This window comes from Amycolatopsis camponoti (genome assembly GCF_902497555.1).
Classification (GTDB): domain Bacteria; phylum Actinomycetota; class Actinomycetes; order Mycobacteriales; family Pseudonocardiaceae; genus Amycolatopsis; species Amycolatopsis camponoti.
Genome location: NZ_CABVGP010000001.1, coordinates 571,175 through 590,190, shown reverse-complemented (window position 1 = coordinate 590,190; position 19,016 = coordinate 571,175). Strand labels below are relative to the sequence as shown.

The following is a 19,016-nucleotide window of genomic DNA, read 5'->3' as shown; positions in this document are numbered from 1 at the left end:
TGGAGGAGTACAAGTGGCAAGCAAGGAAGAGCTGAAAACGGCGATCCACGCCGCTTTCGACGGGGCCGTCGCCGACGGGACGAGCTACACCAAGGTGTACGCCGCGGAAATCAAGCAAAAGAACTTCATCGTTTTCCGCACCACCACCGTCAGCAATTTCGCGGTGGGTTTCCGGCCGGGGCAGACCGACCTCGTGATCGTGCCGCTCGAAGAAAAGAGCGGCACGGTCACGGCGGGCACCCCGCTGACGATCACGGACGCGAACCGGGCCTCGGTCAAGAAGCGTGACCTGCAGGGCCGGTTCGTGATCAAGACGACGGAAGGGCAGAGCTTCAAGCTCAGCATCCTCCCCTCCGTGCCGAAGCTGCTCGCCGCCAGTTACCAGCTGCCGGTGGACCAGAAGGCCGAGTACGAAGCGTTCACCGCGCTCCGGGACTCGCTCACCACGGCTTGACGACCGGGCGCCCCGGTGCCGCACAGCACCGGGGCGCGTCCGGCAACAGGCGCATTCGTCCACAGTGGAACTATCCTCCGGGGATGCGCAGCGAAAAGCTCACCCGCGCCTGGTTCGCGGTCACCGCCGTGGTGGCGCTGACCGGCCTCGTCTCCCAGGTGGTCGCGTCCGCGACGGATCCCGGCGGCCGGGTCGCGAACCTGCTCTGCTTCTTCACCATCGACTCGAACCTGCTGGTCACCGCCGCCTCGGTGCTCGTCGCGCTGGGTGCCATCCGCACGAAGCTGTTCGCCGTGCTCTGGCTCGACGCGCTCGTCGGCATCATCGTGACGGGCATCGTCTACCAGGTGGCCCTCGCCGGCCTGTCCGAGCTGCACGGCCTTTCGCTGTTCGCCGACACCATGCTGCACAAGGTCACGCCGATCCTGTTCGTGCTCGGCTGGCTCTTCGCGGGCCCGCGCGGCGTGCTGACCTGGCGCGCGGTCGGGTGGTCCCTGCTCTACCCGCTGGCCTGGCTCGCCTTCACGCTGCCGCGCGGCGCGATCACCGGCTTCTACCCGTACCCGTTCGTCGACGCCGGCGCGCTCGGCTACGGCCAAGTCACCCTGAACTGCGTCTTCATCGGCCTCTTCTTCACGGCCCTCGCCGCCGGCGCGTTCCTGTACGAGCGCCGGGTGCGACCCGTTTAGACCTGGTCTCAAAACTTAAGGGTGTGTCACTGCGTAACCCGCCGAGGGAGATCGATCTCCTGGAGGAGGCTGCAGCCGCGTTGCCGACGGCACCATCGACGGGGATGGACGAGCACTCTCGTCGGGAAGTGATCAGCCATCGGTGGGGCCGCCTCTTCAGAGGCGTTCGACGCGGTCGGCCTGCGGGCCCCGGTCGCTCTGACGCACCGCGTACCGGACCCGGTCACCCTTCTGCAGCGGCTCCGACCCCATGATCACGGACGCGTGGGCGAAGAGATCGTCGCCGCCGGCGTCCGGGGTGATGAAGCCGAAGCCGCGGTCGTCGTCGTAGCGCGCGACGACGCCCTCGCCGCCTCGTGCGGGCACGTCCCGCGCCGCCGGCCCCGCGGCCGCAGCAGGTGCCGACCGCTGCGGCGCCGTCTGGGGCTCGGCGCCCCGGACCAGGTGCACGTCGCGGGCCTGCGGGCCCTTGTCTCCACTGGCCACCTCGTAGGCGACGCGGTCGCCCTCCGCGAGCCACGTCAGCCCCTCGGCCAGGGCCCGGGCGTGTACGAAGACGTCCCCGGCGCCGGAGTCGGGGTTGATGAAGCCGAAGCCCTTGTCCTCGTCGTACCAGGCCACCGTGCCGTCGGCACCGTCCGCGATACCGGCCGCGGCGGGTGAGCCGGCCCCGGCTCCCAGCGGGATCACGTGCCCGGCCTGCGGGCCGCGCTCGCCTTCGACGATCAGGAAGGCCACCCGCTGCCCCTCGGTGACCACGCCGCCGGTCACGATGGCGGAGCTGTGCACGAAGATGTCGGCGCCGCCGCCGTCCGGCGACGCGAAGCCGTACCCCTTGCCCGGCTCGTACCAGTTGATGGTGCCGAGCAGGCCCACGGCGCTGCCGGTGGCCGCATCGGCGGTGACGCGAACGCGCAGCGCCTGGGGCCCGCGGTCGTTCTCGCCGACCTCGAACACGACGGCCTGACCCTCGCGGAGCATTTTCGCGCCGCCGTCCCCGACGATCTCGGAGGCGTGCACGAACACGTCCGGCGAGCCGTCCTCGGGCGCGAGGAAGCCGAAACCACGTTCGGCGTCGAACCAACGGACGGTCCCTTGCGGCATCAACGGCTCCAGGTCGAGAGGGCGGGCACTGGCCCCCAGTCTCTCTGACAGACCTCCGGTCCGTCTGGCCGGGCCCACAGGCGGGCGGTGCGGAGCCAGGGGCGGGCCGTTGGTTCACCTGGCGACACGCCGAGTTTCGGGACCAGGTCTCAGGCCCGGACGCGGCGGAACGCGTTGAGCCCGTCGGTCACCCCGGCCCGCACCAGCGTCGGCAGCGCGCCGCGCCGGTCGACCGGCTTGCCCGCGGCGATCCGGTGCATCTGCCGGGTGTGCCACTGGATCTCCAGCAGGCTGTCGGCCAGCCGGATCCCGGTCTTCGGGCACCGCCGTTCGGCGCGGACGTCGTCGCCGCGCAGCAGCCGCTCCGGCAGATCGGGAGCGACGACGAGCGGACGGCCGAGCCCGATGACGTCGAGTTCGCCGGAGCGCAGCGCCGCCGTCATGCCGTCCGGAGTCGCGAAGCCGCCGGTGACCATCAGCGCGACGTCGGAGACCGAACGCGCCTTCGCGGCGTAGTCCAGGAAGTACGCTTCGCGCGCTAAGGTGCTCGCCCGGCCCGAACCCATCATCGCGGCCTTCTCGTACGTACCGCCGGAGACTTCCAGCAGGTCGAGCCCGGCTTCCCCCAGCTCGCGCACGACTTCGAGGGACTCGTCCTCGGTGAAGCCGCCACGCTGGAAGTCCGCGCTGTTGAGCTTGACCGATAATGGCACGTCGTCGCCGACCGCCGTACGCACCCGCCGCACCACTTCGAGGAGGAACCGGCGGCGGCGGACGGCGTCGCCGCCCCAGGCGTCGGAGCGCAGGTTCGTCAGCGGGGAAAGGAACTGCGAGACGAGGTAGCCGTGCGCGCCGTGGATCTGTACGCCCGCGAAGCCCGCTTCGACGAACGTGCGCGCCGCGACGCCGAAGCGTTCGATGATCGCTTCGATCTCTTCGCTCGTGAGAGCGCGCGGAGCAGCGAAGGCGGTACGCACGCCTCGATCGCCGAAGGGCACGGCGGACGGCGCGACCGGCTGCCGGGACAGGTACCGCGGGCTCTGCCGGCCCGGGTGGTTCAGCTGCACCCACAGCCGCGTGTCCGTGCCGTCGACAGCCCGCGCCCACGGCCGGTAGACCACGGGATCGGGGGTCGCCGCGACGTTGCGCGGCTCGCCGAGCGCGGCGGGATCGACCATGACGTTCCCGGTGATCAGCGCCCCGGCGCCGCCGCGGGCCCAGGTCCGGTACAGCTCGAAGAGCTCGGGGGTGGGGGCGTTCCGGCGGTCGCCGAGCTGCTCGCTCAGCGCCGATTTCACCAGGCGGTTGGGCAGGACGGCGCCGCAGCGCAGCTTGAGCGGCTCGGCCAGCAGAGCACGGGACATCGCGCGGCACCCTTCGAACTTACCGTCAGTAAGATTACCCGAAAGTAGCATACCGTCGGTATGTCGTCGACCCGCACGATGACCATTAGGGTCGGGCGCATGACGGCGATCGTGCAGAACCTGGTGACTTCCGGTGTCTTCGAGCTCGACGGAGGCAGCTGGGACGTCGACAACAACGTGTGGATCGTGGGCGACGACACGGCGGTGATCGTGGTCGACGCGGCCCACGACGCGAAGGCGATCGAGAACGTCGTCGGCGAGCGGAAGCTGGCCGCGATCGTCTGCACCCACGCGCACAACGACCACGTCAACGCGGCCCCGGAGCTCGCCGCGGCCACCGGCGCGCCGATCCTGCTGCACCCGGACGACCGCGTCCTCTGGGACCAGACGCACCCGGACCGCGCGCCGGACGGCGAGCTGGCGGACGGCCAGACGATCACGATCGCGGGCACGGCGCTGCGCGTCATCCACACGCCAGGGCACGCGCCGGGCGCGGTGTGCCTGTACGCGGAGGACCTGGGCGTGCTGTTCACCGGCGACACGCTGTTCCACGGCGGCCCCGGTGCCACCGGACGGTCCTATTCGGACTACCCGACGATCGTGAAGTCGATCCGCGAGAAGCTGTTCACGCTCCCGGAGGCGACGAAGGTCCACACGGGCCACGGCGACGGCACGACGTTGGCCGCGGAGAAGGCGGCTTCGAGCGGCTGGGACGAGGCTTAGGACGTGTGCTTCCGGGCGACGAGGGCGAACTCCTCGATCGCCCGGTCGAACGCGGCGCTGGCTTGCCGGACCGGCGCCGGCAGGAACTCCCGGTCGAACTTCTCGTCGGCGTCGAGCTCCCACCGCGTGCGGTGGAGTTCCATCTCCTTCTTGCGGAGCAGGTTCGCCTGCTCCACCAGCTCGTCCGGCCCGCTCATCACGAGCAGCCCGTAGAACGCGCGTATTTCGGTGCGGGCCGTGTAGTAGCCGTCTTCGAACTCGACCTCCCGCTGCGCGTCCGTCTCCCGTTCCTTGCCGAGCGTCCGGCGGCGGTGGACCACGTTGATGTCGATGATGTGCTTGCGCGCCCGCGTCGCGGCCTCGATCAGTCCGGCGCAGCGGTCGGCGCGGTCCTGCCGCAGCTTCGCGCGTCGCGCCGCGTTGAGCTTCAGCGGTTCGAGCAGCGCGCCGAGCGTCACGCCGATCAGCGACGCCACCGCGGCGATGCCCGCGGCCCCGGCCGCGGTCAGCACGTCAACCGCGGCGACGTCGGCGACACCCGCACCCGCCTCTTCGCCTCTTCGGCCAGTGTGAGCGCCCACTCCTGCAGCCCGGCGACGTCGATGCCGTGCGGCGGCTCACGCCGGAACGGCTCGATGTTCGCCGCCCCGCGCTCCAGCAGTGACGCCGCCCCGGCCGTGTTGCCGCGCGCCGCGTGCGTCAGGCCGACCGCGAGCTGGGCCATCCCGCGCCACAGCTCGCGGTCGGGCCCGTCGGTCGTCTTCCACGCGTCCTCGAAGACCTCGTGCGCGTGGAACGGCTTGCCGTCGTCGAGGAGCTGCTGGGCCTCCGCAAGCGTTTGCGCCGGGGTCCTCGCGATGCCTTCCGGCTGGCGCTCGACGCCGTCGGCGCCGTAGGGCAGCGGCCGGCCGAGGCCATCGCGCGGCCGGGCGTTGCGGGCCCGTCCCTCGGTGTCGCGGTCGCGGCGGCTCATGCTCCGATCCTCCCACGTTCGCCGTCCGCGCCCGGGCCACGTAGCCTGGGGACTCGTGCGTTTCCTCGACGGCCACCGGCCCGCCCACGACCTGACCTACGACGACGTGTTCCTGCTGCCGAACCGTTCGGACGTGGAGTCCCGCTTCGACGTCGACCTCTCCACCGCGGACGGTACCGGCGCGACCATCCCGATCGTCGTCGCCAACATGACCGCGGTCGCCGGCCGCCGGATGGCCGAGACCGTCGCCCGACGCGGGGGCCTGGTGGTGCTCCCTCAAGACGTGGACAGTGACGCCGTCGCCGAGATCGTCGGCTGGGTCAAGAGCCGGCACACGGTGTGGGACACGCCGCTGGTGCTGACCGGCGGCGACGCCGTGGCCGACGCCCTCAACCTCGTCCACAAGCGTGCTCACGGCGCCGTCGTGGTCGTCGACGGCGAAGGCCGCCCGGTCGGCATCGTCGACGAAGCGGCCTGCGCGGGTGTCGACCGCTTCGCGCGTCTCGGCGACGTCGCGCAGCCGGCCGCTGTCGCGGTGCCGCTGACCACGCCGGCGCGCGAGGTCTTCGAGCGGCTGCACAGCAACGGCGCGACACTGGCGCTCGGCCTGGACGCCGACGGCCGCCTCGCGGGCGTGCTGACCGCCGTCGGCGCGCTGCGCGCGGACATCTACACCCCGGCGGTCGATGGCGACGGCAAGCTGCGCGTCGCCGCCGCGGTCGGTGTCAACGGCGACGTCGCGGCGAAGGCCGAAGCCGTGCTCGGCTCCGGCGTCGACGTGCTGGTCGTCGACACCGCGCACGGGCACCAGGAGAAGATGATCGCCGCGCTGAAGGCTGTGCGGTCGGTGTCGCCGCAGGTCCCGGTGGTCGCCGGGAACGTTGTCACGGCCGAAGGCACGCGCGACCTGATCCAGGCCGGCGCCGACGTCGTCAAGGTCGGCGTCGGGCCGGGCGCGATGTGCACCACGCGGATGATGACCGGCGTGGGCCGCCCGCAGTTCTCGGCCGTCGCGGACTGCGCGGCCGCGGCGCGTGAGCTGGGCAAGCACGTCTGGGCCGACGGCGGCGTCCGCCACCCCCGCGACGTCGCGCTGGCGCTGGCCGCGGGCGCGTCCGCCGCCATGGTCGGCTCGTGGTTCGCCGGCACCTACGAATCCCCCGGTGACCTGCGGTTCGACGAGCAGGGCCGGCCGTACAAGGAGTCGTTCGGCATGGCGTCGAAGCGCGCGGTGGGCGCGCGGACGCGCACCGACAACGTCTTCGAACGCGCGCGCAAGGCGCTGTTCGAGGAGGGCATCTCGTCGTCGCGGATGTCCCTCGACCCGGCCCGGCCGGGCGTCGAGGACCTGCTGGACTCGATCGGCTCGGGCGTCCGCTCGTCGTGCACGTACGCGGGCGCGCGCACCCTGGAGGAGTTCCACGAGCGCGCGCTGCTGGGCGTCCAGTCGGCGGCCGGCTTCGCCGAAGGCCGCCCCCTTCCTTCCGGCTGGTAAAAGCCGTGAAGGCCACCTCGAGCCGAGGTGGCCTTCACCGACTTCAAGCTCAGCCGTGGTCCTCCAGCATCTCGGTGACCAGGGCGGCGATCGGCGAGCGCTCCGAGCGCGTCAGCGTGACGTGCGCGAACAGCGGGTGGCCCTTCAGCTTCTCGATCACCGCCGAGACGCCGTCGTGCCGGCCGACGCGCAGGTTGTCGCGCTGGGCGACGTCGTGCGTGAGCACCACCCGCGACGCCGTGCCGAGCCGCGAAAGCACCGTGAGCAGGACGTTCCGTTCCAGTGACTGCGCCTCGTCGACGATGACGAACGTGTCGTGCAGCGACCGGCCGCGGATGTGCGTCAGCGGGAGCACCTCGAGCATGCCGCGGTCGAAGACCTCGTCGAGGACGTCCTGGCTGACCAGCGCGCCGAGCGTGTCGAACACCGCCTGCGCCCACGGCTGCATCTTCTCGCTCTCGGAGCCGGGCAGGTACCCGAGGTCCTGGCCGCCGACCGCGTAGACCGGCCGGAACACCACGACCTTGCGGTGCTGACGGCGTTCCATCACGGCTTCGAGGCCGGCGCACAGCGCGAGCGCCGACTTGCCGGTGCCGGCGCGGCCGCCGAGGGAGACGATGCCGACGTCGGAGTCGAGCAGCAGGTCGAGCGCGACGCGCTGCTCGGCGCTGCGGCCGTGCAGGCCGAACGCCTCGCGGTCGCCGCGCACCAGCCGGATGCGCTTGTCCGCCGTGACCCGCCCCAGCGCGCTGGACGTGCCCGCGAGCAGCCGCAGCCCGGTGTGGCAGGGCATCTCGGTGAGCTCGTCCAGGCCGTACTCGAGCGGATCGACGGTGCCGCCGCCGAACAGCGTGTCGAGCACTTCCTGCTCGACGTCCACGTCCGCCATGCCGGTCCAGCCCGAAGGCGTGACCTCCTGCGCGCGGTACTCGTCGGCCTCCAACCCGACCGCACCCGCCTTGACCCGCAGCGGGATGTCCTTCGTCACCAGCGTGACCGCCGGGAACTCCGCCGCCAGGTTGAGCGCGCAGGCGAGGATCCGGTGGTCGTTGGAGTCGGTGCGGAACCCGACCGGGAGCACCGTCGGGTCCGAGTGGTTCAGCTCCACCTGCAGCGTGCCGCCGTGGTCCCCGATGGGGAGCGGCGCGTCGAGCCTGCCGTGCTGCCGGCGCAGGTCGTCGAGCATGCGCAGGGATTCCCTGGCGAACCAGCCGAGCTCCGGGTGGTGGCGCTTCGCCTCCAGTTCACTGATGACGACCAGCGGAAGCACGACGGCATGCTCGGCGAAGCGGGTGACCGCCCACGGGTCCGAAAGGAGGACCGACGTGTCGAGCACGTACATGTGCTGCTGGGATTCGGGCGAGGTCGAGGCTTTCTCCGGGCCAGGAACGGCACCGGTCGAAGAACGGCCAGAGGCCTTACGGGGCAAACGCTGCGCAGTCACGACGGCATCTCCCTCGAGGGCGTGTGCACCTCACGCCCGCACTCGCTGGGCCGGGCACCTCCCTGGCTGGACCGCTCCTCCTGACCGGTGGGTCAGGCGGCTCGGCCACGAGGGCCGGGTGCCGGCCCCCTCGTGCGTCTCGTGGGCGGCTGCGCCGCCCCCTCGATCACCGTCACGACCAGGGCCTCCCGCGAGGACCCGCACGGATCGCGTGCCCTCACCTCGGAAGGTACCCACGAATGCGGGATCGCGCAGGGAGCCAACACGGTGATTCGCCAGATCGTCACCTCACTGTCGGTCGTCCGACATCAACGGCCAGTGATGGTCACCGTGGGTAACCAGGGTCTCGTTCGATGCACACTCGCCGGAATGATCTTGGTGAAATTGCTGACCGGTTGTATTCACAAGATCGACTGAACGGCTTTTACCACGTCGGGTTGCGCTGCGCATTTTGCGCCGCGCACAAAGAACCGGTCCGAGTGAAAGCACCCGCAGCAGGCTCACACAATGGGCGTACAAGCCGTACGAGGCGCCTGATAGACGGGTAATTTTCTCACTGCGGGACACACCACCGGTTCTCCGGTGCCCCGGACCCCAACAGTTCTACCTAGGAGTGTGCGAAGTGCTGAAGAAGGCTGGATTCGTGGCCGCCACCGCTGCGGGCCTCATGATGATCGGCAGCACCGCGTTCGCCGCGACGGGCGACACGACGGGTACCCCGGACCCGACGTTCGGCGACGCGTACGCCACGTTCATCGAGGGCGGCGGCGCGCTGGGCTACGGTGCGGCCTCCCTGGTCGCCGGCGCCTACACGGGCATCGCCACCACCCCGGCGCTGATCCTCCACTCGCTGGAGCACCACCACCACTGAGTGCTGGCTTGCGAAGGGCCCCGGAGCACGCTCCGGGGCCCTTCGGCGTTTCCGCGGTTTCAGGAACCGAACCGGCGGTGGCGCCAGGCGTAGTCACGGATGGCGCGCAGGAAGTCGACGCGACGAAATGCCGGCCAATACGCTTCGGTGAACCAGAATTCCGAATGCGCGGACTGCCAGAGCAGAAATCCGGAAAGCCGTTGTTCACCGGAAGTTCGGATGATGAGGTCCGGATCCGGCTGTCCCGAGGTGTAGAGGTGCTCGGAGATGTGGTCGACGTCGAGGATCTTCGCCAGCTCGTGAATCGTCCGGCCTTCGTCGGCGTGCTGGAGCAGCAACTTGCGGACTGCATCGGCGATCTCCTGCCGCCCGCCGTAACCGACCGCGACGTTGACCTCCATGCCGGTGCGGCCCTCGGTGCGCGCGGCGGCTTCGCTGAGTCGCTTCGCGACTTCGGCGGGTAGCAGGTCGAGGGCGCCGACGATCCGCAGCTGCCAGCTCTTGCCGGGCGCGGCGAGCTCGTCGGTGACGTCGGTGATGATCTTCAGCAGCGGCGTGAGCTCGTCCGGGTCGCGGTTGAGGTTGTCGGTCGAGAGCAGCCACATGGTGACGACCTCGACGTCGGCCTCCTGGCACCAGCTCAGGAAGTCCGCGATCTTCTTCGCCCCGGCGCGGTGGCCGTCCGCCACGTCCGAGAAGCCCGCTTCACGGGCCCAGCGGCGGTTGCCGTCGAGCATGATGGCGATGTGCCGGGGATGCCGGCCGGCGGCCTGCTGGATGAGGCGCCGGCCGTAGGCGCTGTACACGACGTCGGACAAGAAGGAGCGCACACTCACGTCGAGGAAGCCTACGCACCCGGTGTGAGGCGCGTGACTTGACCGCTGCCAGGGAACCTACGGTCCCGTAACCTGGAAGGGTGAGCGTGACGACGGAACCACCCGAGCCCGTAGCGGACCTCCGCCCCCGACTGCGCGGGCACATTCACTTTTGGACGTTCTTCGGTGCCCTCGCCGCAGCGGCGGCACTGATCAGCCTGGCCGCGTCCACGGTGTCCTCGACCGCGGCACTGGCGACGTCGGTGTACGGACTGACGGTCCTGGGACTGTTCGGCGTGAGTGCGCTGTACCACCGCCGCTTCTGGAGCCCCCGCGCGTACAAGTGGATGAAGCGCGCGGACCACTCGATGATCTTCTTGTTCATCGCGGGGACGTATACGCCGTTCACGCTGCTGGCGATGTCCAAGCCGACCGGGTACGTGATTCTGGCGATCGTCTGGGGTGGGGCTGTCGCCGGTGTGGCCCTCAAGATGCTGTGGCCGCATGCTCCGCGGTGGCTCGGGGTGCCGATCTACATCGCGCTGGGCTGGGTTGCGGTGTTCGTGTTCCCGGAGTTGCTGTCGCATGCCGGAGTCGCGGCTTTGGTCCTGCTTTGCGTGGGTGGGTTGTTCTACACGCTCGGGGCGGCTTTTTACGGGTTCAAGTGGCCCAACCACTGGCCGGATACCTTTGGGTACCACGAGTTCTTCCACGCCTGCACTGTGCTTGCCGCCGTTTCGCACTACATCGCGATCTGGCTGGCCATGTACGCCTAGCTGCGGTTTTACCCTTGTGGATCTTCCTCAGGCCGCCGCCAGGCCGTCCCTGAACAGGGCGTCGACGGCGTTGCGGGTCCGCTCGTGACTGGTCGGCAGCAGGTGCGTGTAGACGCGCAGCGTGAAGCCCGGGTCCGAGTGACCGAGGTAGCTGGACAGCGCCTTGATGGATTCGCCGGCGTCGAGCAGCACCGAGGCGTAGAGGTGCCGGAGCGCGTGCATCCCGTCCGCTCGGGTCGGCTTCTCGATGCCAGCCTTCTTGAGCGCAGGTAGCCAAACGCTCAACCGAAAGCCGCCGCGCCGGAACGGCAACCCGTCGTAGTCGACCATGAGCAGCTTCACGGCGACCGGCTTGCCCTCGGGGTGGACCCACGGAAGCGTGATCTCGGTCGCCGGAAACTGCTCGGCGTACTCGTCCAGGGCGGACAACAGCTCACCACCGATCGGCACCTCTCGCGTCTTGCCCCGCTTCGGCGGCGCGAAGCACAGGACGTTGTCGACGATCCGGACCTGCCGCTCGACCTGGGCGACGTTCCGGTCCCGGTCGACGTCGTCCAGGGAGAACCCGAACACCTCACCCTGCCGCAGCCCGATCCCGGCAGGAACCCGGACGACCGGCTTGAACCGGATCGGCAGCGCGTTCAAGACGGCTTGCGCCCGCTCCGGCCGCCAGGGTTGTACCTGCCGCAGACCCGCCCGGGGCCGAGTCACGCTCGACGCCTGGGCCGGGTTGCTCACGATGAGTTTGTCCTCCTTCGCGAAGCTGAGGATGGACACGAGGTGGGTGAAGTACAGGACTCGCGAGCGCGTGCTCACCCTGCGATCCTGGAGCCAGCGGAGCCACGCTTGGACGTCGCTGGGCTTGATCGCCCCGACGGTCTTCGCCTTGAAGAACGGCTTGAGGTGATTGGCGAGACGGCTGATCACCCGCTCCCGGGTCGTGTGGTCGAAGGTCTGCGCAGCAACCCACCGATCCGCGACGACGGAGAACAGCACGCGGCCGGCCTGCGGGTCGACGTACTTGCCCTCCCGCTTGTCCGACTCGACCTCGATGAGGAAGTCTTCGGCGCGCTTCTTCTGCTTGTCCGCGAACGACTTCGAACGTTCGTTGTTGTCCGGATCGAGGTACCGCACCTTGTACCGCAGCCCGATGCCGTACAGCTCGGACCGCTCCATGACCGGCTTGTCCTTGTCGTTGAAGAGCAGCCGTCCGGTTTCCGGGTGCCGCGCCTGGCGGTACCACCGGTCCTGAATGTGTCCCATGTGGACTCTCCTTTCTCGAAACTGGTTACGCGGCTTCGGTGGCCCAGGCCCGCACGGAGGCCGGGTTATAGCGCAGGTGCCGGCCGATCTTCTTCACCGGCGGACCCTCGCCACGCCATTTCCACTGGTAGAGCGTTTTCACCGGGACGCCGAGGTAGTCCGAGACGTCTTCGACGGACCAGAGGCGTTCGATGCTGTGGACGTTGTTCATGTGCTCCCCCTTGTCACGCTGCGAGCTGAGTTGCCGAAGTTTCTGGATCACTCCCCGGTGGCCCAGCGGCCGCGAGTAGCGCCCGGTCGTACTCGGCCCTCCACGTGATCCGCTCCGCGATCGCCCGCATGACCAGGTGCGACCGGGGCGGGACCTGCGGATCTCCTGGTTCGACCTTCCGCCAGACCAGCCGGGCCGGGTCCGGTTGTGGCTTCTCGATCCCGATCGCCGCCAACGCCTGCCGGACGAAGGCTTTCCGGTCGGCTTTGTGGTCGTCGAGGGTCTTGCCCGACCACTTTCGCGACACCAGCACCCGACGTCCCGGCAGCCCGAGCGTGGTCCGCCGATGCGCCCGTCCCTTGCAGTGCCCCGGGGTGGTCTTGCTGCCTGCTCCCTTGGGCTGGACCCCGTACAACAGCCAGACCGCGCAGCGCGGCGAGCACGGCGTGACCGACAGTTCGGCGTGCAGCCGGTCGTGGTGATCCCGCAGCCGCGCGGTGTCCGCTTCGACGACCTCGCCGGTGGACTTGGTGAGGTACTTGGTCAGGTAGCCGATGTGGCGGCCGGCCTCCTCGGTTCCGCCGAGGATGCCCTTCGAGTGCACCTGCCGCCCGAACGTGACGACATGCGCCGGATCCTCGACCTGGTCCACGGCGTCATCCCAGGCGGTTAGCGGTTCCCGGGTGTCCGGGTCGAGGAACGCCCGGGTGTCCGGGTCCCAGACCGGCAGCCGCTCGGTGTAGACGAGCTGGTCGTGGCAGGGCCACCAGACCTGGTGATACGTAGCCTCCGTGACCTGCCGGATCACATCGTGCGGGATCGCACCGCGGATCGCCGCGTGCAGGTGCGGAGCCGTGCGCTTCTGCGGCTCGACGGTGGCGAAGTACTGCGCGTCCCAGCCCACGACCCGGCGCAGGTTCTGCCACCACCGGTCCACCAGCGCAGAGAAGTGCACCGCGTCCCGAGCGGCCCGCCGGTAGTCGTACCGGGCCGGGTCGACCGGAGCCCCATCACGGACGGGGCCGTAGGTGTCGCAGGTCAGCGTGACGAACATCGACGGCCGGAACTTCCCCGCGTACTCCCGACCAACCGTGGTCTTCGCGACCTTCTGCCGGGGCAGGTTCGGCGCGTCCTGCCGACGCCGGGTCGAGCGCTTCACGGCTCGCTTGGTTGGCACGTCGAGGGCGGGCAGCCGGCCCCGCATCCCGAGTTGCCGAAGTTCCGCGTCGACCCCGGCGATCTCCTCCCGCAGCTCCTCGGCCTCGGCCTGGTCGTGCTCGACGACGTCCCGATAGGCCGCGATCAGGTCCGCGCGGTAGGTCAGCAGCTCTTTGTGATCCTCCGAGGGCGGTTCGGCGGCGAGGACGGGCTCTTCGGTCATATGCCAGCCCTCGCGGCACTGGGCTTGCCGAAGTACCTTTGCCTTCCGGGCGCAGGGCAGGCATACCGATTCCACGGTGGAGCCGCAGGGCACGGGGACATACCGGAGTTCGCCGGTCTGGGTGTCGCCGACTTCCATCGTGAACGGGCGGACGCAGACGCCGTGCTTCTCCGCCGTCGCCCGGATCACGTCGGCTGCCAGCGGTGTCCGCATCCGCTCGGCGCGTGTCTCGCTCATCAGGCCGCCACCTCCCCAGGCGATGACCAGCCACGAAGCAGATAGACAGGCATGTCCTGCTTCGCTCCGGCCGGGAGGTCGGGGAAGGTGCTCGGCTCGAACCGGACCACCCCGAACACCACAACGGGGATGCCGCACGGCGTCCGGCCACTGATCGACAGGTGCACCCACCGCCCGTCGACCAGCCGCCACAGCCGAGCCGAGACGTCCTCGAGCGTCTGCGTCCACACCAGCAACGCCCGCGACACCTCTGGCAGGCCATCGACGTCGAGCTGAACCGTGATCGGGCTCGACCAGGCGTTGACGTCGACCGACGCGGCCGGCGGCAACTGATACGAGTCCAGGTGATCGCGGATGGCGTCGAGGAAGATCATCAGCCGGTTCACGCGGCCACCCCCTCACCGCCGTGCCGCAGATCCGCGACACCCCCGTTGGTCACGTACTCCTCCAGCGCCTTCACGGTGCCGTCGGACACCCACCCGGCCCGGATGCGCAGCGGCTCGCGGATGCCTTCGCCCCACACGTAGCCCACACCGGCCTCCGAGTCACCAATCCGGTTCGCCCACGCACCGCGCTCGTACGCCCCATCACCGAGCACCATCCCGACGTGCGTCTTCGACGTGACCCGCAGACACACCCTCCGGGTGAACAGCTCCCGGACCGGCACGGTGTCCTTGGTGGGCTCCTGGACATAGCCACGGACCGAGATCCCCAACGCCCGGCCTTGCGTCGTCAGCAGCGCGACCCGTTCCACAATGGCCTCACGGGTCTTGCGGTCGGTGTACTTCGTCAGCGCGCCGATCTCGTCGAACTCCAGCAGCTCCAACGGATACTCCGTCGACACCGGAATGGTCCGCAGCCGACCGGCGAACGCGCGCTTGCGGGATTCCATCTCCTCGACCAGGCCGTCGAGGACTTCAACGGCGTCCTTGCCGCCGACCGCGTAGCGGGAGAAGATCCCACGTCCGTACGCCAGTTCCATGCCCTTTGGATCGATGCCGGACATGCGCACCACCCCAGCCCGAATCGCCGAGGCCGCCGCGACCAGCGGGCACCACATCACCGAGTTCTTGCCCGCGCCCGAGGCACCAGCGGTCAAGCAATGTGCACCCGAGCCCAGCAGCGGAACACGCCAGTCACGCCCGTACTCGGTCCGGCCCGCCCAGACGTTGCGCAAGTCCACACCGGACGAGTCGATGCCTTCCGGGACCTGCGGGCCGGCCACACCTCCGCCGAGCAGGTCACGACGCTGGAAGTCGATCGACACGACGTTCGGGGCCAGCTCACGGACCTGACACCGGGCGACCTTCCGCGCGACGGCCAAGGCACGAGCGGCGTCGTCGAAGTCCTCCGGCTTCTGCCCGGCCACCAGCTCCACCCGCACCTCATCCCACGAGGCACCGGAACGGACGCCGAGAACCTTGGGCAGCCGCGCGTTCGCCCGGTTCGACGTCGATCGGGACAGCGCGCGTCGACGGCCGACGAGGTTCACGTTCACCACCACCGGCAGCGCCTCGTCCCGCACCGACAGGCCGCAGGCGTGCAGCCACTCCGGCAGCTTCCGCCCATAGATCGCCCACCGAGCCCACCAGGAGCGTAGGAACCTCCAGCACCACTGATCGAACGAGACAGCGTCGATCGCCCACCATGTCACCAGGACCACCGCGATACTGGCCGCGACGAGCACCAGGGAGAGCCAGCCGAACAGCTCACACCACACGACCACTGCGATCACGGCGAGACTGGTCCGCCACCGGGTCACGACCTGCGCGATCATCCACACCACGGCTTTGCACAGCCACCACAGGGCCACGAACACCACAGCCGCCGCAGCCAGAGCTTCCAGAATCGAGGCCAGGGCACGGCCGACCTTGTGCAGCACCCACACACCAAGCCCCAGGCCAGCCAGGGCCACTACCGCGAAGCCGGGAGACATCACCGACCACCCCGCTTCACCCGCAGATCCAGCGGCAGCATTCCCAAGCACGGAGCGCACTGGGTCTCGCCGGGAAGGAGTTTGGCGAAGCGTTTGCAGGAAGCGCAGCGCGTTCGGGTGACCCCCGTTGACGCTCGCCCGTTGTCATCGTTTAGCGTTGTCATTGTTCACTTCCGCTGGTTGTGGACAGCGCAGGAGCGGCAAGGTTGGTAGCCAGGTTCCGCTTCTGCGCCTTACGGATCACACGCACCCACATCAGGACGTGCTTCAACGCCGCACGTCATAGTGTGCGTTTTTCGCTGATACTATTGACTTTCCGGTCGTCTACATGCGACTAATCAGCGGACTTCCCTTCCGCCTGAAGTTCGGCCGAGATCTCACCTGCCTGCCGCTCCTCGTACCCGGCCCAGTACAGCGCCTCGTGGTGATGACCCCGGTCGACGTCCGCAATTGCCTTGTACAACCGTGCGTTGCCGAGCCGGAACGCCAGCCAGACCGACGGGTTCGCGTTGTTCGGCGGCCGGCGGTCCATCACAACCTCGTGCGCCTCCCGCAGTGTCTTCGGCTCAGCCTTCCGCACCGTCACGCCTCTCCGCGCGGGCTTCCAGCAGCGCCGCCAGGTCCTCGGCGTGGTCGCGCAGCTGGCGCAGGAACACCACGCAATCCGGCCACGCTTCCCGGTCCTGCGGCGGCACCAACGTCAGCACGAAGGGCGCGCCGGCCAACACCAGAACCGGCGGAGCCGACCGATCCGGACCGGTCTCCTCCACCGTCACCTCGATACCCGGACCCACCGCCCAGCGGACGCCCAGCCCGTCCATCACCGCCGTGTCCTGCTTCAATCGCCCAATCCCTTGCCAACTCGGCGAACCCCTCGGCCGCCGACTCCAACGCGGCCACACACCACCACGGCAACCCACGCGCCTGCGCCAGCTCGTGCCACGCCCGCGACACCCGCCGCGCAGAATTCGCCGTGTTCGTCGCACTCACCGGCGACAAAACCGCACGACCGTGCTCCCACGCGGCCATGTAGTCCCGATACGCCCGCTCCCACGCCTCGACCCGCTCGCGGAAGCCCATCCCTGTCACGCGGCCTTTGCCGTCTCACCGGACCCACCGGACCGGGACGGCTTGCTCGCGGCCTGCTTGAAGCCGGTCGCGCGGAACACGTAGGACTGGTACTTGAACTCACCCTGCCCAGCCACGCGCGGTTCCGCCGTCAGGCCGTCCAGCTCGATCGGCCGCATCCCGGGCAGCGCCTCCGAGGTGGTCGGCACCGGCTGGACGTCGGCGAGAAGCGTGATCTCGAACGACGCCCGCTTCGCGCGGGTCTCCGCCGGGTCGGTGACCATGACCTTCCACTGGCGCTTCCCGGTCACCTCGTCAACCCGCTGCCGCACCGGGCGATTGGCAGCCCGGTCCTCACGCGATTGGTATTCGTTATCGGGCGAGACTTCGCCCACCATGACGAGGCCCTGGGTGAACGCGTCGTCGAAGTCGATGCCGAACCGGTGTCCCTTGTCGATAGCCATGCTGAATCCCTTGTGTCGTCTGCTAGTTGGTAGTTTCTGGCGGCTCTCCGCCTCGTGCCGCTGCGGCGTCCAATGCCGCGCTCGCCTTATCCAGTTCCCTCCGGAGTACGGCAATGGCGTCGGAGTCCACGAGCAGGACCACCGGGAACGCCTTGCCGAACCGGACTTCGGCGCGGTTTGCGTACGTCAGCGCGCGGGCACGAATCGGCAGATCAGCCGTGACGTGGATCTGAACCGTGTCGCGCATGCCACGCCGCGCTTACGCCGCACGTCGGCGAGGGACCGCCCGCTTGTCCGAGCCAGCCGGCCGAACGGCGGTTTCAGTAGTCACGCCTACCTCCTCGGTGTCCTGGCACCGGGCCTGCCCCGGCAACCTGACACCCAATCTCCGCCAAAACGCGGGACGTGATCACCACGTGGCAGGACATCTCGGGACGTCCCTGGTACCGTCGAAGACGTCCCTACACGTCCCGAGGGGTGCAGATGCCGAATGAACGCCTGCGTGACGCGCTGCTGCGCAATGGCCTGGCGTTGGAGCAGGTCGCGAAGGCGGTCGGCGTCGATCAGAAGACCGTCGAGCGCTGGATCACCAAGAACCGGACGCCCTACCCCAAGCACCGGCACAAGATCGCCGCCATGGCGCGCGAGTCAGAGACCTACTTGTGGCCGGACTCCGTGGCCCCGGAACGCAAGGCCGAGACGGCTGCCGCCGAGCTGGTGCAGGTCTTCCCGCACCGCAACGCCGTCCCCGTCGAACTGTGGGACCGGTTGATCAAGGATGCATCGGAGACCGTCGAGATCCTGGTACACGCGGCGTTGTTCCTGGTCGAACGCCCGCGGTTCATCAAGGACCTGACTGCCAAGGCAGCGGCCGGCGCTCGAATCCGGCTCGTGTTCGGAGACCCCGAGGGTGACAGCGTCGCCCTGCGTGGCGAGGAAGAGCAGCTCGGCGACGGGACGCTTGCGGCACGCATCCGCAACGCGCTGGCGTCCTACCGGCCGCTGGTCGGCGTCGACGGGGTGGAGATGCGGTTCCACAACACGACGCTCTACAACTCGATCTTCCGTTTCGACGATGAGATGATCATCAACACGCACGTGTACGGATTCCAGGGAGCCCACGCCCCGTCCCTCCACCTGCGAAGACTGTCCGCCGGGGACCTTTTCGAGACGTACTCGGAGAGCTTCGAGTCAGTCTGGAACCTCGCCAAGCCAGCCACCTTCTAGGAGGCAGCATGACCCGAGTCGACTACTACAACGACCCGAACGCACCCAAGGCAAACAGCATCGCCGTAGCGGTCTCGGCGTTCATCCAGGACGACGAAGGCCGAATTTTGATGATCAGGCGCACGGACAACGACCTGTACTCGATACCAGGTGGCCAGCTTGAACTCGGCGAGACGTTGGCCGAGGCGGCGGTTCGGGAGGTCCGCGAGGAGACCGGCATCGAATGCGAGGTCACGGGAGTGATCGGCCTGTACTCGGACCCTAAGCACGTGATCGCCTACGACGATGGCGAGGTCAGGCAAGAGTTCTCAATCTGCTTTCGAGCGACTCCTAGAGGCGGAACACTGCAGACCAGCGAAGAGAGCAAAGTTGTCGATTGGGTAATGCCATCCTCGCTCGAATCAATGAGCATTCATTCCTCGATCGAGATGCGAATTAGGCACGCGCTCACCCGTAATCGAGATCCTTTTTTCACCTAGCAACAAGACATCTTTCGGGTCACATTAATACATCGATTACAT

General features: G+C 68.8%; 24 protein-coding genes. 9 read left to right on the top strand and 15 right to left on the bottom strand.

All coding sequences use genetic code 11. From position 1 onward, the window contains the following. Positions 1-13 precede the first annotated feature (13 nt). A complete protein-coding gene (locus AA23TX_RS02905) occupies positions 14-454 on the top strand; it encodes a hypothetical protein (protein ID WP_155541046.1) in 441 nt (146 codons plus the stop codon). Between the two features lie 83 nt (positions 455-537). Further along, on the top strand, positions 538-1,143 hold the full coding sequence (locus tag AA23TX_RS02900) for a Pr6Pr family membrane protein (RefSeq protein ID WP_155541045.1): 606 nt from the start codon (positions 538-540) through the stop codon (positions 1,141-1,143). A gap of 156 nt (positions 1,144-1,299) precedes the next feature. Here AA23TX_RS02900 and AA23TX_RS50690 read toward each other — a convergent pair whose 3' ends face one another. Beyond that, on the bottom strand, positions 1,300-2,247 hold the full coding sequence (locus AA23TX_RS50690) for a cold-shock protein (protein WP_155541044.1): 948 nt from the start codon (positions 2,245-2,247) through the stop codon (positions 1,300-1,302). A 149-nt stretch (positions 2,248-2,396) separates the two neighbouring features. After that, positions 2,397-3,611 carry an NADH:flavin oxidoreductase/NADH oxidase family protein gene (locus AA23TX_RS02890; protein WP_155541043.1) on the bottom strand — a complete coding sequence of 405 codons (1,215 nt, stop codon included), beginning with the start codon at positions 3,609-3,611 and terminating at the stop codon, positions 2,397-2,399. Positions 3,612-3,710: 99 nt separating this feature from the next. Here AA23TX_RS02890 and AA23TX_RS02885 point away from each other — a divergent pair, with 99 nt between their 5' ends. Beyond that, positions 3,711-4,334: an MBL fold metallo-hydrolase gene (locus AA23TX_RS02885; RefSeq protein WP_155541042.1), complete on the top strand. Its 624-nt coding sequence runs from the start codon at positions 3,711-3,713 to the stop codon at positions 4,332-4,334. Here the strand turns inward: AA23TX_RS02885 and AA23TX_RS02880 are convergent. Both AA23TX_RS02880 and AA23TX_RS02875 read right to left on the bottom strand, forming a co-directional pair. After that, on the bottom strand, positions 4,331-4,915 hold the full coding sequence (locus tag AA23TX_RS02880) for a hypothetical protein (protein ID WP_230862318.1): 585 nt from the start codon (positions 4,913-4,915) through the stop codon (positions 4,331-4,333). The genes AA23TX_RS02885 and AA23TX_RS02880 overlap by 4 nt on opposite strands. After that, the gene (locus AA23TX_RS02875) at positions 4,840-5,307 is read right to left on the bottom strand and encodes a DUF309 domain-containing protein (protein ID WP_155541041.1); all 468 of its coding nucleotides are present in this window, start codon (positions 5,305-5,307) and stop codon (positions 4,840-4,842) included. Before AA23TX_RS02875 ends, AA23TX_RS02880 begins: the two co-directional genes overlap by 76 nt. A gap of 55 nt (positions 5,308-5,362) precedes the next feature. Here AA23TX_RS02875 and guaB1 point away from each other — a divergent pair, with 55 nt between their 5' ends. Continuing rightward, complete coding sequence (gene guaB1, locus AA23TX_RS02870) at positions 5,363-6,802, top strand: GMP reductase (protein ID WP_155541040.1); 1,440 nt, start codon at positions 5,363-5,365, stop codon at positions 6,800-6,802. Between the two features lie 49 nt (positions 6,803-6,851). Here the strand turns inward: guaB1 and phoH2 are convergent, their stop codons facing one another. After that, positions 6,852-8,144, bottom strand: coding sequence for an RNA 5'-3' helicase PhoH2 (phoH2, locus tag AA23TX_RS02865; RefSeq protein ID WP_155541039.1), 1,293 nt, complete (start codon positions 8,142-8,144; stop codon positions 6,852-6,854). Between the two features lie 234 nt (positions 8,145-8,378). On the opposite strand from phoH2, the gene AA23TX_RS02860 reads away from it, so the two are divergent. Further along, positions 8,379-8,663 carry a hypothetical protein gene (locus AA23TX_RS02860; RefSeq protein WP_155541038.1) on the top strand — a complete coding sequence of 95 codons (285 nt, stop codon included), beginning with the start codon at positions 8,379-8,381 and terminating at the stop codon, positions 8,661-8,663. Positions 8,664-8,889: 226 nt separating this feature from the next. Beyond that, a complete protein-coding gene (locus AA23TX_RS02855; protein ID WP_230862316.1) occupies positions 8,890-9,117 on the top strand; it encodes a hypothetical protein in 228 nt (75 codons plus the stop codon). A gap of 59 nt (positions 9,118-9,176) precedes the next feature. On the opposite strand, the gene AA23TX_RS02850 is transcribed toward AA23TX_RS02855, so the two are convergent. Further along, positions 9,177-9,953 carry an isoprenyl transferase gene (locus tag AA23TX_RS02850; RefSeq protein ID WP_196425157.1) on the bottom strand — a complete coding sequence of 259 codons (777 nt, stop codon included), beginning with the start codon at positions 9,951-9,953 and terminating at the stop codon, positions 9,177-9,179. A gap of 80 nt (positions 9,954-10,033) precedes the next feature. On the opposite strand from AA23TX_RS02850, the gene trhA reads away from it, so the two are divergent. Then, positions 10,034-10,708: a PAQR family membrane homeostasis protein TrhA gene (gene trhA, locus AA23TX_RS02845; RefSeq protein WP_196425156.1), complete on the top strand. Its 675-nt coding sequence runs from the start codon at positions 10,034-10,036 to the stop codon at positions 10,706-10,708. A gap of 27 nt (positions 10,709-10,735) precedes the next feature. Here the strand turns inward: trhA and AA23TX_RS02840 are convergent, their stop codons facing one another. The 9 genes from AA23TX_RS02840 to AA23TX_RS02800 form a co-directional block, all read right to left on the bottom strand. Beyond that, the gene (locus tag AA23TX_RS02840) at positions 10,736-11,971 is read right to left on the bottom strand and encodes a tyrosine-type recombinase/integrase (RefSeq protein WP_155541037.1); all 1,236 of its coding nucleotides are present in this window, start codon (positions 11,969-11,971) and stop codon (positions 10,736-10,738) included. Between the two features lie 25 nt (positions 11,972-11,996). After that, positions 11,997-12,182 (bottom strand): helix-turn-helix domain-containing protein, encoded by a 186-nt coding sequence (locus tag AA23TX_RS02835; RefSeq protein ID WP_155541036.1) that lies wholly within the window; start codon positions 12,180-12,182, stop codon positions 11,997-11,999. Positions 12,183-12,195: 13 nt separating this feature from the next. Beyond that, positions 12,196-13,800 carry a replication initiator gene (locus AA23TX_RS02830; protein WP_155541035.1) on the bottom strand — a complete coding sequence of 535 codons (1,605 nt, stop codon included), beginning with the start codon at positions 13,798-13,800 and terminating at the stop codon, positions 12,196-12,198. Next, positions 13,800-14,186: a hypothetical protein gene (locus AA23TX_RS02825; RefSeq protein WP_155541034.1), complete on the bottom strand. Its 387-nt coding sequence runs from the start codon at positions 14,184-14,186 to the stop codon at positions 13,800-13,802. The genes AA23TX_RS02830 and AA23TX_RS02825 overlap by 1 nt, the downstream gene beginning before the upstream one ends. Further along, positions 14,183-15,736 carry an FtsK/SpoIIIE domain-containing protein gene (locus tag AA23TX_RS02820; RefSeq protein WP_155541033.1) on the bottom strand — a complete coding sequence of 518 codons (1,554 nt, stop codon included), beginning with the start codon at positions 15,734-15,736 and terminating at the stop codon, positions 14,183-14,185. Before AA23TX_RS02820 ends, AA23TX_RS02825 begins: the two co-directional genes overlap by 4 nt. Before the next feature lie 334 nt (positions 15,737-16,070). Next, entirely contained in the window at positions 16,071-16,316 is a 246-nt protein-coding gene (locus AA23TX_RS02815) for an AMED_5909 family protein (RefSeq protein WP_155544209.1), read from the bottom strand. Further along, the gene (locus AA23TX_RS02810) at positions 16,303-16,578 is read right to left on the bottom strand and encodes a hypothetical protein (RefSeq protein ID WP_230862315.1); all 276 of its coding nucleotides are present in this window, start codon (positions 16,576-16,578) and stop codon (positions 16,303-16,305) included. The genes AA23TX_RS02815 and AA23TX_RS02810 overlap by 14 nt, the downstream gene beginning before the upstream one ends. Before the next feature lie 243 nt (positions 16,579-16,821). After that, positions 16,822-17,268, bottom strand: a complete 447-nt coding sequence (locus AA23TX_RS02805; protein WP_155541032.1) for a hypothetical protein — start codon at positions 17,266-17,268, stop codon at positions 16,822-16,824. Positions 17,269-17,290: 22 nt separating this feature from the next. Then, positions 17,291-17,515, bottom strand: a complete 225-nt coding sequence (locus tag AA23TX_RS02800; protein ID WP_155541031.1) for a hypothetical protein — start codon at positions 17,513-17,515, stop codon at positions 17,291-17,293. 236 nt (positions 17,516-17,751) lie between these two features. Between AA23TX_RS02800 and AA23TX_RS02795 the strand changes: the two genes are divergently transcribed. Together AA23TX_RS02795 and AA23TX_RS02790 are read left to right on the top strand one after the other, a co-directional pair. Continuing rightward, positions 17,752-18,495, top strand: a complete 744-nt coding sequence (locus AA23TX_RS02795) for a DUF5919 domain-containing protein (RefSeq protein WP_155541030.1) — start codon at positions 17,752-17,754, stop codon at positions 18,493-18,495. A gap of 8 nt (positions 18,496-18,503) precedes the next feature. Further along, entirely contained in the window at positions 18,504-18,974 is a 471-nt protein-coding gene (locus AA23TX_RS02790; RefSeq protein WP_155541029.1) for an NUDIX hydrolase, read from the top strand. The last annotated feature ends 42 nt before the right edge of the window (positions 18,975-19,016 follow it).